Raw genomic sequence first — 12,295 nt, 5'->3', positions numbered from 1 at the left:
AAACAATTTAATACTTTACTCTTTCTTTTCTTTTTCGAATTTCTTTATGTTCTCTTCCTCTATTACGATAATCATTGAAATAGTGCTCTTTTATTTTTCTTAATTCAAAGCCATCATCAATAATCTCAACAAAGTATTCACGCTTAAACTTAAAATCATCCAAACTTGCATACCCTCCTTTTAAGGTAAGTGTAAGAATATTTTTTTTATTATCGAATTCCCAAGTAGTTTCATCGGTATCAATATCTAAAAAATCTACACCCGCACAAAATCTAATTTTAGGGTCACTCTCATATTCATATTCAATTTTCCCATTTTTGAGCCAAGACATAACCAAATTGTTAATCGTTAATTTCGACTCATCATAAGTTGTAAATTGAATATCCCCTCGCTCAATTCTATTTCTTACTAAAATCCATTTTTTTGATTTATCAAATAAGGTTTGGATTTTCTCAAAATAATCAACCTGTACTAATGGTGTAGCCAGAGGCTTTCTAAGTGTTCCTACGCTCGCTTGTGATTCCTTTCTTAAATCTGCAAAAAACTCTTCACTCACTTGCTTTAAAACTAGGCCATTAGCTCCTTGTTCAATTTTATAAGAGCGTTTAAATCGAAAATCATCAAACGTTTCATAGCCCGCTTGTATGGTAAGTAATAGTAATTGATTAACAGTATCTATTTCCCATGCAGAAAAAGAGGTATTTATATCTAAATATTTGATTTCAGAATTACTTCCAAATTTTGAATTGGTTTCATAATCGTATCGAATTTTACCATTCTCTGCAAATTGTAGCACTAATGTATTGAGTGTTAATTTACTCTTTTGGAAAGGAATTAGATGAATTTCATCGTAATCAATTCTATTATTGGCAAGTATCCAACGCTTAGTTGTGTCAATAGTTACAAAATCTTTAGCAAAAACTTGATTTAACGAAAAAAACAGTACTATTACTCCTAATATTTTATTCATTGGGTTAATTCAATTAATTTTAATCACAACATTTTTTAAAAATATTAGTTTTTGGCTGCCCTTTGAGCGGGTAAATAAGAGGCTATTAATGTAATAATAATGATAGATATTGATGTTAAAATAAAATCTGAAAGTTGCATTTTTACAGGATAAGCATCTACAATCGAACTCTCCATTCCCATTTTGATGATACCAAAATTTTCTTGTAAGAAACAAATCAAACCGCCTAAAATTAGGCCAACGATTGCACCAATAAAAGATACAATTGCTCCTTCCGAAAAGAAAATCCTTTTGACCATACTTTCATCAGCCCCCATGGCAAAAATCGTTTTAATATCTTGTTGCTTATCAATAACCAACATGGTTAAAGAAAAGAAAATATTAAAAGAGGCAATCCCAATGATAAACAATAGAGCTATAAAAATAAAAAGTTTTTCGATTTTAATGGCCCTAAATAAGGAGGCATTTTGTTCGTCTTGGTTTTGTACAAGAAAGTTTTCCCCTAAGATTTTTTTAATTTCCTTTTGAATTTCTGGAATCTCAAAACCTTGTTTAACTTGAATTTCGAGGCTACTTCTTTTATTTCCGTATTCGGTTAATTGTTGTGCAACTGATAGTGGCACATAGACATAATCATCATGAAATTGCTCCAAAGAATAAGCTCCTGATATATTAATAGTATATCGATTGATATTATCATCTGGATTCAAAGAAACCGATTTCCGATTACGAGGATACCAAATTTCGAGTGGTTCAATGATATTTTGTAATGAGATATTCAAAGCACCATAAACATTACCTCCAATAAATGCATAATCAACACTATCTTTTTGGAGGATAAAATTTCCTTCAACAAGTGATTTCCTTAAAGGGCTATGTTTTTGAAAACCATCATCAACCCCTTTTAGTGTAACTACCATTTGAGAATTTTCATATTTCACTAAAGCATTGTCTTGGATTACTTCCGTTACATAATCAATTCCATTGAGAGATTTTATTAAGTTTAATTGTTTTTCATCCAAAATAAAACTCTTTCCTACCATTGGTAAAATCCTCAAATCAGGGTCAAATGATTTGAAAATTCTTCGATTTAAGTCTTCTAAACCATTAAAAACCGATAATACAATTACCAAAGCCATCGTACCGATACCAATACCCAGCATCGAAATAATGGAAATAAAATTGATAAAGCTTTTTTTCTTTTTAGAAAAAAAATATCGTTTGGCAATAAGAAATGATAGGTTCAAAGCTTGCTTTTAAAATTAAAGTATTCAAACATTAATTTTTAATGAATTAATTAAGACTCGGTTTCCTCTTCCGCTGGAGGAATGACAATAGTTGCAAAAAGTGCATCAATTTTTTGGGCATATTCGGCGGTATCATCAATAAAAAACTGAAGATTTGGCACAATTCTTAATTGATGACGCACTCTTTCTCCTAGTTGCGTGCGAATTGACTTTGTATTTTCTCTGATTATTTGCAGAATACCTTCTTTGTCTTTTGTCAATAAAAAACTTAAATAAACTCTTGCAATCGCCAAATCAGGCGTAACTTTTACATCTGTAATTGTTACGAAAGCACCTTCTAATTGGCTTTTCATTTCACGCTGAAAAATTTCACCTAAATCCTTCTGTATCTGTTTTGCTACTTGTTTTTGTCTTTTTGATTCCATCATTTTTTTATTTTAAATGATTGAATTCAGAATATTTGAACGAATATATAAAACCATTTACTTAAATTACGTTCTTAAATACCTTCAACAATCAATTTTATGCAAATATCCGCATTTTTTGGGGTTAAATAAAGTAAAGTTTTATACATCAACTTCTTTTTTCATAACTTTGCAGTATAACTAATATCCTTAAAGCCTTGCTAACATTTTTTAGGTTAAATTCTCTGTTTCACATTTTTTCACTTCTAATTCTAGTTGTGATAATCAAACTTCCATTTCTTGGGCAAAAACTACCTTTACTTTTACCTGAATTAGAATGGATGTTGGTCGGTGAAAAAATCCATGATGGACGTTTTCTATATCGTGAAGTATGGACCAACATTGGCCCACTCGCATCATTCATATATTGGACTATTGATGTTTCATTTGGAAGGTCTCAATTTGTCTATGAATTCATTGCATTACTTATCACCTATTTTCAGGCTATCTACTTTACTTTTGTTTGTAATACTCGACAAACGTATCTTGAAAAGAATTATGCACCAGGGTTAATCTATGTATTGTTGATGAATATCTCGTTTGATATTAGTAAACTTTCACCTGTTTTATTATCAACAACTTTTTTACTTTTTGCATTCAATAAATTGGTTAAACAGATGGAACGCCGTGAGGGTGTATCTGACGAAGTGTTTGAAGTTGGACTTTACATTGGCATTGCTTCTCTATTTCACCAACCAACAATGGTATTTATATTTTGGAGTATTTCTAGCTTGGTATTTTTTACCAATGCCAATTTACGCCAACATTTCCTTGCCATTCTTGGATTCGTCTTTCCCATATTTTTATCGGCACTCTATTTCTATTTTTACGATAGTCTTGATGAATTTAAGTATAATTGGTTCAATGGAATCTTCAAAATCAAACAATATAGTTTAGAAGATTTCAAAAGTGCCTTTATAGCTATTTCTATTCCTTCTGTACTAGCAGTTCTGGGTTTCTTGCGTCAAACTCAAGTAAGTAGATATAACAGTTATCAGCAACGTACCCAACAAATCATGTTGATATGGGGCATTGCTTCTCTAATTGCTTTGTTTCTCTCGCCAAGTGTTGCTCCGATGCAGTTTATTATCTTTGTTCCTTTTTTTGCATATTTCATCACGGGTTGGTTTTTTCACCTCCGAGGAGCATTTCTTCCAGAATTACTTTTTACTGTATTTCTAATAGTTACCTTAATGATTCAATATCAAGGCGTAACACCGATTATCGGGAAAGGTTTTGAACAGCTAACCGACATGCGTGTTAAACCCAAAGAACTACCACAGCTTATGCAAGGACAAAAAATGTTGGTAATCGGCGAACGTATTGATGAATATACCTACGGTAAAGCAGCAACATGCTACCTAAACTGGGAGTTATCGAAAATTGATTTAGAAAATCCGGATAATTATGAGAGTATCATTAATATCTTTGATAATTTCAAGAAAGACCCGCCAACCATAATCATTGATAAAGAGAATGTCATTCCCAAAATATTCAAGAGAATTCCTGCATTGGCAGATGATTATCAAGGAACAAAAATAAAGGGTATTTATCAGAGGAAATATTAAACTTCAAGAGGCATGAAAAAGATTTTTCATGCCTCTTTCATTATCACTTAGCAAGATATTTTATCGGCTCTTCTGGCATGACGCCCACCTTCAAATTCAGTACTCAAGAAGGTTTTTACACAATCTAATGCCAAATTTTCATCAATAAAACGAGCTGGCAAACAGATTACATTTGCGTTATTATGTTGTCTGATTAATGCTGCTACTTCAACATTCCATGCCAAGCCTGCTCTAATACCTTTATGATGGTTAGCGGTCATGCAAACACCATTGCCACTACCACAAATCAAAATCCCAAATTCATACTCACCACTTTCTACCGCACTTGATAATTGATGTGCAGTATCAGGATAATCCATTGATTCATCAGTGTAAGGCCCGAAATCTGCAGTTTGATAGTTTTGTTCTTGAAGATAACGAAGAATAATTTTCTTGTATTCAAATCCTGCGTGGTCACCTGCAATTGCTACTTTCATAGTATTATTATTTTGGAAATCTGAATCTTCTTTAAGCAAGAAAATTCATTTTTTAGGTATTATAAACTTTTTTTTGCAAATATACGTTTTCATTATCCAATTCTCTTGAACTTAACAGAAGAATTGTACTAATTCAACCAAATAAAAGTTTATCGACAGACAAAAGATTGTCTATAATAAAAAATAAAATTATGGCAGAAAAAGAAATTATTTTAAATGAAGAAGAATTGATTCGTGAGGCATTTGTAGAAAAAGGCTGGAATGAAATTCAGAGTCAAGATTCATGGCAAATATTAAAAACAGTAGCAGAATTTGTTGATGGTTTCGACCGATTAGCAAAAATTGGTCCTTGTGTAACTATTTACGGTTCGGCTAGAACAAAACCCGACCACAAATATTATAAACTTTCAGAAGAAATTGCAGCTAAATTAGTATCTAGAGGTTATGGTGTGATTACTGGTGGAGGCCCTGGGGTTATGGAAGCAGGAAATAAAGGTGCAGCTGAAAATGGAGGAAAATCGGTTGGATTAAACATCAAATTACCATTTGAACAAGTGCCTAATCGCTACGTTGACCAAGATAAAAGCATCAACTTTGATTATTTCTTTGCAAGAAAAGTTTGTTTCATGAAATACTCTCAAGGTTTTATAGTTATGCCCGGTGGTTTTGGCACACTCGACGAACTTTTTGAGGCCTTAACATTAATTCAGACTAAGAAAATTGCCCGTTTCCCTATTGTAATGGTTGGGAGTGAATACTGGAAAGGCTTACTAGATTGGTTGACACAAACTATGTGTGAGCAAGAAAAAAATATAAATCCAGAAGATTTAAAACTAATTAAATTGGTAGATACTGCTGAAGACGCAGTGAAAGTAATTGACGAATTCTACGGCAAATATTTATTGAAACCAAACTTCTAATTTGTATTGAGGTAATGAGTTCTGAGTGGTTCACCATAGGATATCGGTGTAATACTCAGAACTCATAACTTTTTTAAGCTTCCTCTCCAACAATTTCTTCAAGAGCTGCCGAAAGGTGCATTGCAATCATCTCAGCCGAACGACCTTCAATGTGGTGTCTTTCGATAAAATGTGCAATTTCTCCATCTTTAAAAATGGCAATCGCAGGTGATGATGGAGGAAACGGAATGTATGAACGCATTTGTTGAGTTGCATCGGTATCAACACCAGCAAATACAGTAACCAATGAATCTGGTTTAGCTTCTGTTCTTTGTAAAGCTAATTTCACACCTGGGCGACAAGTACCGGCAGCACAGCCACAAACCGAGTTAATGACAACCAAAGAAGTACCTTTTTGATTGGCCATGAAATTATCTACATCAGACGAAGAAAGTAATTCTTGAAAGCCAGCATTTACTAAATCTGCTTTCATAGGTGCTACTAAATGAGGAGGATACATAGTATTAAGTGCCCCCTGCCCCTAAAGGGGAGCTTTTTTATTTGGTTTAATGTGTTGTAGGGGAAAAATCAACACTTTTATATGATAACCTACAGGTTTTCGAAATTACATAAATCCAAGTTCAAGCTTTGCCACTTCCGACATCATCTCTGTCGAGTAAGGCGGGTCAAAAGTAAGTTCGACACTTACATCGCTCACCGTTTCAATTTCTCGAATTTTTTGTTCAATTTCTACAGGAATTGACTCGGCTGAAGGGCATGAAGGCGAGGTAAGGGTCATTAAGATATAAACATTATTTACAGGAAAAATTTTTATATCATAAATCAAACCTAGCTCATAAACATCCACTGGAATCTCAGGGTCATAAACCTGCTTAATTGCTTCAATTACTTTTTCTTTTAATTCTTGCTCGTTCATTTTTATTTTTAATTAGAACCAATCCTTAATTTCTTGCTTGATAGGCAATTGCATAAGCCTTCATTTGTTTTACCATTGACGCCAAACCATTCGAACGAGTTTGTGCCAAATGACTCGAAAGACCTACTTTATCAATAAAATATAAATCTGCATTCGCTATTTCTTCTGGCGTATGATTAGTCATTACTTTTACTAACATGCTCACCAAGCCTTTCACGATAATAGCCTCACTATCAGCCTCGAAAAAAAGATTATCATCTTTCTTGTAAGCATGAAGCCAAACAACAGATTGACAACCCTTAATAATATTATCTTCAGTTTTGTATTCGTCTGCCAACTTCGGCAACTTTTTCCCTAAATCAATAATATATTCGTACTTTCCTTCCCAATCATCAAAAAGTTCAAACTCTTCAATGATTTCATCTTGTATTTCGTTAATGGTCATATTTACCCAATGCTGAAACTTTTCAATTAATTATACTGCAAAGTTTATCATCTAAACTTTAATTTTAAAGAACCATCTTTTTTACTTTATGGATACCCATAATCAACTTATCTATTTCTTCGGTTGTGTTATAAACAGCAAATGAAGCTCTTGAAGTTCCGGGAATACCTAAGCGTTTCATCAATGGTTGTGTACAATGATGCCCTGTTCGAACAGCAATTCCTTGTTGGTCGAGAATCACACCAATATCTTGTGGATGAACGCCATCAATTACAAACGAAACTACTGAAACCTTTTGCTTGGCTTGTCCAACAATTCTTAAACCTTCAATTTCAGTTAACTTTTCAGTTGCATATTTCAACAATACATCTTCATAAGCCGCAATGTTTTCCTTTCCTAATTCATTAATATAATCAATGGCATATTTAACTGCAACCACATCGGCAATATTTGGTGTACCCGCTTCAAATTTATAGGGTAATTCATTATAAGTTGTTTTTTCGAAAGAAACTTCTTTAATCATTTCACCTCCTCCTCTGTACGGTGGCATGGCATTTAGAATATCTGATTTACCATATAATACACCCATTCCAGTTGGACCAAATAATTTGTGTGCAGAAAAAACATAAAAATCGGTATCAAGCTCTTGCACATCAATAGTTATATGTGAAGAAGCCTGAGCACCATCAATTAATACTTTTGCACCAATTGCATGGGCCTTATCAATGATATATTTTATAGGATTGATAGTACCTAAAGCATTTGATACATGCACTACAGAAACAAATTTTGTTTTTTCAGTAAGTAAATTATCAAATTCTTCTAATATCAAATCACCATTATCATCAATAGGAATCACTTTCAAAATACATCCTTTTTCTTCACAAAGAATTTGCCAAGGAACAATATTAGAATGGTGTTCTAGGGTACTAATGATAATCTCATCTCCTTCTTTTAAGAACTTTCGTCCATAAGTTTGTGCTACCAAATTAATTCCATCAGTAGTTCCATAAGTAAAGATAATCTCTTCTTTATGGGCCGCATTCATGAATTTTTGAATAGTAGTACGAGAATCCTCAAACGCGGTGGTAGCTTTTTCAGCTAAATAATGAATCCCACGGTGGATATTAGCATTGTAATGACCGTAATAATTTGATAAGGCCTCTAATACTTTTACAGGTTTTTGTGTTGTAGCAGCATTATCGAAATATACCAAATCTCTACCGTTTACTTTCTCATCTAATATCGGAAAATCTCTACGAATTTTATTTATATCTAAAACTGACATATTGTTTTGTTAGTCAAACTAATGTTTTATCAAACTGACCTTAAAATCTGCTATCTTTTAGAACAACAATCAAGTAAAACATTTAGTTTGGAATAATTCTAAATTAGTTTAAAATTTTAAAATGAAATGCTGTTTAGGCTGCTTTTTTCGGAAAAATACAATACCAATCCAATAGAAATCTATACTAATGCTTACTTCGGGATGCTTTTTTATAGTATCCCAAGCCATTTTCATTTCATTAGACCAATAAATGTCATCAAAAACAAAGCAGGAATCCTCATGAATTTTGCCTACACAATGTTCAAAATAACTTATTGTTGGTTCAAATCGATGGTTGGCATCAAAAAATGCAAAATCTATTTTCTCAATTTTTTGTAGAACTTCGGGTAAAAGGGTATCTATATTCCCAACATTCAATGAAATATTATTGATTGAAAGAGCATCGAAGTTTTCTTGTGCAACATTAGCGGTTTCAGCACAACCTTCAAATGTATTTACTTGTGAATCTTGATTTGCTTTGGCCAAATATGCCGTGGTAATGCCCAGAGAAGTTCCTAAATCAAGGATATTTTTATAATTATAATAGCTAATGATACGGTGTAAGAATTTGGCTAATTGAGGTCTTTTAAGAGAATGCTTAGCAATATCTTTTACCATTCTTTGCTTATTGCTATTTAACTTTGCTCCAGCTCCAAAATCGGTAATATTAATTAGTCTTTTATCTTTCAGAGCTTGTTTACGTAAATTTTCAATTTCACTATAAACTCCATAATTTGTTTTATCTTTTACAATTCTAGTGTAGAAATCAAAAAGAAAGGGGGAATGTAGCGAATGCTCGTCTTTTGCTTTGAAGATATATTTAATGTAATCAAAAATCATGGCACAAAAATAATGAAAAAGCACGACAGTTTGCCGTGCTTTTTCATTATTAGATTCTAAGAATTAATTCTTTTCAATAGATTCTTCTTTTTTAGTTCTACCAAAAGAAAGGGCTTCGCCTTCTCCGCTATAATCAACTAAAATAGTATCACCTTCTTGCACATCACCTTTCAAGATTTCTTCAGCAAGTGGGTCTTCCACATATTTTTGAATCGCTCGATTCAATGGTCTTGCACCGTATTGTTGGTCGTAACCCTTTTCTGCTAAGAAATCTTTTGCTTTTTCAGTAAGCTCGATATTATATCCAATGTTAGTAATACGTGCCACCAATTTTCCTAAAGCAATATCAATGATTTTGTGAATGTCTTCACGACTCAAAGAATTAAACACGATTACGTCGTCTAAGCGGTTCAAGAATTCTGGTGAGAAAGTTTTCTTCAAAGCATTTTGAATTGTGCTTTTCACCATATCATCCTGGCTCTCAACTCTTGATTTTGTTGCAAATCCAATTCCTGTCCCAAAATCTTTCAAATCACGTACCCCAATATTTGAGGTCATGATGATAATAGTATTACGGAAATCAACTCTGCGACCAAGACTATCAGTCAAAATACCATCATCAAGTACTTGCAAGAGAATGTTATACACATCAGGGTGAGCTTTTTCAATCTCATCAAGCAAAACTACCGAATATGGTTTTCTACGAATTTTTTCAGTCAATTGACCACCTTCTTCATAACCAACGTATCCTGGAGGGGCTCCAACTAATCGAGAAATGCTAAATTTCTCCATATATTCACTCATATCTATTCTTACGAGTGCATCCTCTTTATCAAAAAGATAAGTAGCGAGTGTTTTAGCAAGCTCCGTTTTACCAACACCGGTTGGACCTAAGAAAATAAATGAACCAATTGGTTTTTTAGGGTCTTTCAAACCAACTCTTGTTCGCTGAATCGACTTAACCAATTTTTCAACTGCAGCATCTTGGCCAACAATTCTTCCACGAAGTGCATCACCCATTTTCAAGATTTTCTCACCTTCGTTCATGTTCACGCGTGTTACAGGAATACCTGTCATCATTGCTACAACATCAGCAACGTTATCTTCGCTTACGGTATAACGCTTAGTTTTAGCTTCTTCTTCCCAAGCTTGTTTGGCTTTGTCGAGTTGCTCTAAAAGTTTCTTTTCACGGTCGCGTAATTGAGCGGCTTCTTCATAGCGTTGGCTCTTCACAACCTGATTCTTCTCTTTTTTGATTAATTCAACTTGCTCTTCCAAGAATAAAATATCTTGTGGAACAGAAATATTATTGATGTGTACACGAGCACCCACTTCATCCAAAACATCAATCGCCTTATCTGGTAAATAACGGTCAGTAATGTATCTCTCTGATAATTTTACCGCTGCCTCTAGAGCTTCTGGTGTGTAATTTACATGGTGATGGTCTTCGTACTTATCTTTAATGTTATTTAAGATTTCGATGGTTTCATCAACTGATGTTGCATCAACCATTACCATTTGGAAACGACGAGCTAAAGCCCCATCTTTTTCAATGTATTGACGGTACTCATCAAGGGTTGTTGCACCGATACATTGGATATCGCCACGAGCTAAAGCTGGCTTAAACATATTCGAAGCATCCAATGAGCCACTTGCACCTCCAGCACCTACAATGGTATGAATCTCATCGATGAAAAGAATTACATCTGGAGATTTCTCCAATTCATTCATTACCGCTTTCATTCTTTCTTCAAATTGTCCACGGTATTTAGTACCGGCCACTAAAGAAGCTAAATCGAGCGTAACAACACGTTTCCCGAACAAAATTCTTGAAACTTTCTTCTGCACAATTCTAAGTGCTAAACCTTCTGCAATAGCGGTTTTACCAACACCAGGCTCACCAATTAAAATTGGGTTATTTTTCTTACGTCTTGAAAGAATCTGAGCTACACGCTCAATTTCTTGTTCACGTCCTACAATCGGGTCTAATTTACCAGCTTCTGCAAACTTGGTTAGGTCGCGTCCGAAGTTATCTAAAACAGGCGTTTTTGATTTCTCAGGATTTTTTTGTTCTCCTTTTTGCTGAGAGTACCCACCAGTGCCTCCACCGAAAATTCTTTCGTCATCATCATCAGTCTCCGGACGTTCCATCACAGGCTTCTGACCAGTAAGTTGATACTCAAGCATTTCTTTTGTTTGTTCGTAGTTAAGGTGGAACTTCTGTAAAATTTGGCCACCGAGGTTATCGCCATCACGCAAAATTGCCAATAGCAAATGCTCTGTACCTATCAGTTGCGATTTAAAGATTTTAGCCTCTAAATGCGTAATTTTTAATACTTTTTCAGACTGACGAGTAAGTGGAATATTCGCCAAGTTTTTAATGTTATTGGTAGCAGTTCCTTTCGTAGCCTGCTCAATAGTGGTACGTAGCTCATCGAGTTGTACGCCAGAATCTCTCAATAGATTTAGAGCAATCCCCTCACCATCTCTAATCATCCCCAAAATCAAGTGTTCGGTTCCGATATAATCATGTCCTAGACGTAAAGCTTCTTCACGTGCTAAGGTGATGATTTCTTTGACTTTTTGTGAAAACTTTGGCTCCATTAAAATAATTTTGAATGATTAAATTTTAATTGATTGAATGGTACCAATTTGGCGATGAAGTAGATAGTTTAATCTATTATTTATCAACACATTTTGTATCCATTCGCACAATATCTATATTGCAATATAACGGTTTATTAATTAAGTGTGTTCAATTTAGCGAAGAATTTTTTAAAATTTCTAGGGCTTGAGTTCCACGACAAAATAATAAATCAATAATTGAGAGATTTGGCACAAATTCATTGCCAAAATTTTGTTGATATGGCTTTGGCAGATAAAAACTAGTTTCAATTACTTGTTTTTTGGGATTAAATAGAGTTCTTGCATCAAAAACATTTGAATCAACTTCTTTTTGATAGACCTCAGTATGACTAATTGTCCTATTAACCTTTAACAATTTCAGACAAGTTGTCAGCATTTGAAAATTCAAATCCCATAAAAAAGTATTTTTTTTGTCTAAAATATTTTGGAAATAATCGGCGTAAAACTCAAAAAAAGGAGATTTACCATAAGCCGCA

Annotated in this window: 13 protein-coding genes; 2 read left to right on the top strand and 11 right to left on the bottom strand. The window is 33.8% G+C overall.

From position 1 onward, the window contains the following. Positions 1-7: 7 nt before the first annotated feature. From A6M55_RS06720 to rbfA, 3 genes are read right to left on the bottom strand one after another with little or no spacing between them, the layout of a single operon-like run. Positions 8-970, bottom strand: a complete 963-nt coding sequence (locus tag A6M55_RS06720; protein ID WP_064196978.1) for a hypothetical protein — start codon at positions 968-970, stop codon at positions 8-10. Positions 971-1,014: 44 nt separating this feature from the next. Next, complete coding sequence (locus A6M55_RS06715) at positions 1,015-2,217, bottom strand: FtsX-like permease family protein (protein ID WP_064196977.1); 1,203 nt, start codon at positions 2,215-2,217, stop codon at positions 1,015-1,017. Between the two features lie 50 nt (positions 2,218-2,267). After that, positions 2,268-2,642: a 30S ribosome-binding factor RbfA gene (rbfA, locus tag A6M55_RS06710; RefSeq protein WP_015030582.1), complete on the bottom strand. Its 375-nt coding sequence runs from the start codon at positions 2,640-2,642 to the stop codon at positions 2,268-2,270. Between the two features lie 257 nt (positions 2,643-2,899). Between rbfA and A6M55_RS06705 the strand changes: the two genes are divergently transcribed. Then, complete coding sequence (locus A6M55_RS06705; protein ID WP_015030581.1) at positions 2,900-4,249, top strand: hypothetical protein; 1,350 nt, start codon at positions 2,900-2,902, stop codon at positions 4,247-4,249. Between the two features lie 47 nt (positions 4,250-4,296). Here the strand turns inward: A6M55_RS06705 and rpiB are convergent, their stop codons facing one another. Beyond that, entirely contained in the window at positions 4,297-4,725 is a 429-nt protein-coding gene (gene rpiB / locus A6M55_RS06700; RefSeq protein WP_015030580.1) for a ribose 5-phosphate isomerase B, read from the bottom strand. A gap of 191 nt (positions 4,726-4,916) precedes the next feature. On the opposite strand from rpiB, the gene A6M55_RS06695 reads away from it, so the two are divergent. Then, complete coding sequence (locus tag A6M55_RS06695; RefSeq protein WP_015030579.1) at positions 4,917-5,645, top strand: TIGR00730 family Rossman fold protein; 729 nt, start codon at positions 4,917-4,919, stop codon at positions 5,643-5,645. Between the two features lie 73 nt (positions 5,646-5,718). On the opposite strand, the gene A6M55_RS06690 is transcribed toward A6M55_RS06695, so the two are convergent. The 7 genes from A6M55_RS06690 to A6M55_RS06660 form a co-directional block, all read right to left on the bottom strand. After that, positions 5,719-6,144: a BrxA/BrxB family bacilliredoxin gene (locus tag A6M55_RS06690; protein ID WP_015030578.1), complete on the bottom strand. Its 426-nt coding sequence runs from the start codon at positions 6,142-6,144 to the stop codon at positions 5,719-5,721. A gap of 105 nt (positions 6,145-6,249) precedes the next feature. Beyond that, entirely contained in the window at positions 6,250-6,561 is a 312-nt protein-coding gene (locus tag A6M55_RS06685; protein WP_015030577.1) for a DUF59 domain-containing protein, read from the bottom strand. A 25-nt stretch (positions 6,562-6,586) separates the two neighbouring features. Then, positions 6,587-7,006 carry a SufE family protein gene (locus tag A6M55_RS06680; protein WP_015030576.1) on the bottom strand — a complete coding sequence of 140 codons (420 nt, stop codon included), beginning with the start codon at positions 7,004-7,006 and terminating at the stop codon, positions 6,587-6,589. Between the two features lie 64 nt (positions 7,007-7,070). After that, positions 7,071-8,294 (bottom strand): cysteine desulfurase, encoded by a 1,224-nt coding sequence (locus A6M55_RS06675; protein WP_064196976.1) that lies wholly within the window; start codon positions 8,292-8,294, stop codon positions 7,071-7,073. A gap of 108 nt (positions 8,295-8,402) precedes the next feature. After that, a complete protein-coding gene (locus A6M55_RS06670) occupies positions 8,403-9,197 on the bottom strand; it encodes an O-methyltransferase (RefSeq protein WP_229235485.1) in 795 nt (264 codons plus the stop codon). Positions 9,198-9,236: 39 nt separating this feature from the next. Continuing rightward, positions 9,237-11,777: an ATP-dependent Clp protease ATP-binding subunit gene (locus tag A6M55_RS06665; protein WP_015030573.1), complete on the bottom strand. Its 2,541-nt coding sequence runs from the start codon at positions 11,775-11,777 to the stop codon at positions 9,237-9,239. A 151-nt stretch (positions 11,778-11,928) separates the two neighbouring features. Beyond that, positions 11,929-12,295 (bottom strand): WbqC family protein (locus A6M55_RS06660; protein WP_197491672.1); only part of this gene is annotated, 367 nt, incomplete at its 5' end.

The sequence above is a fragment of the Emticicia sp. MM genome, assembly GCF_001649495.1.
Note: the sequence above shows the minus strand (reverse complement) of the source record. Positions and strands in the feature narration are given on the sequence as shown.

What these genes read in the sequence shown, in the direction of transcription:
- A6M55_RS06690 (WP_015030578.1), bottom strand. Translation starts at nt 6,144, where the DNA reads ATGTATCCTCCTCATTTAGTAGCACCTATGAAAGCAGATTTAGTAAAT.
- A6M55_RS06675 (WP_064196976.1), bottom strand. Translation starts at nt 8,294, where the DNA reads ATGTCAGTTTTAGATATAAATAAAATTCGTAGAGATTTTCCGATATTA.
- A6M55_RS06665 (WP_015030573.1), bottom strand. Translation starts at nt 11,777, where the DNA reads ATGGAGCCAAAGTTTTCACAAAAAGTCAAAGAAATCATCACCTTAGCA.
- rpiB (WP_015030580.1), bottom strand. Translation starts at nt 4,725, where the DNA reads ATGAAAGTAGCAATTGCAGGTGACCACGCAGGATTTGAATACAAGAAA.
- A6M55_RS06720 (WP_064196978.1), bottom strand. Translation starts at nt 970, where the DNA reads ATGAATAAAATATTAGGAGTAATAGTACTGTTTTTTTCGTTAAATCAA.
- rbfA (WP_015030582.1), bottom strand. Translation starts at nt 2,642, where the DNA reads ATGGAATCAAAAAGACAAAAACAAGTAGCAAAACAGATACAGAAGGAT.
- A6M55_RS06680 (WP_015030576.1), bottom strand. Translation starts at nt 7,006, where the DNA reads ATGACCATTAACGAAATACAAGATGAAATCATTGAAGAGTTTGAACTT.
- A6M55_RS06695 (WP_015030579.1), top strand. Translation starts at nt 4,917, where the DNA reads ATGGCAGAAAAAGAAATTATTTTAAATGAAGAAGAATTGATTCGTGAG.
- A6M55_RS06685 (WP_015030577.1), bottom strand. Translation starts at nt 6,561, where the DNA reads ATGAACGAGCAAGAATTAAAAGAAAAAGTAATTGAAGCAATTAAGCAG.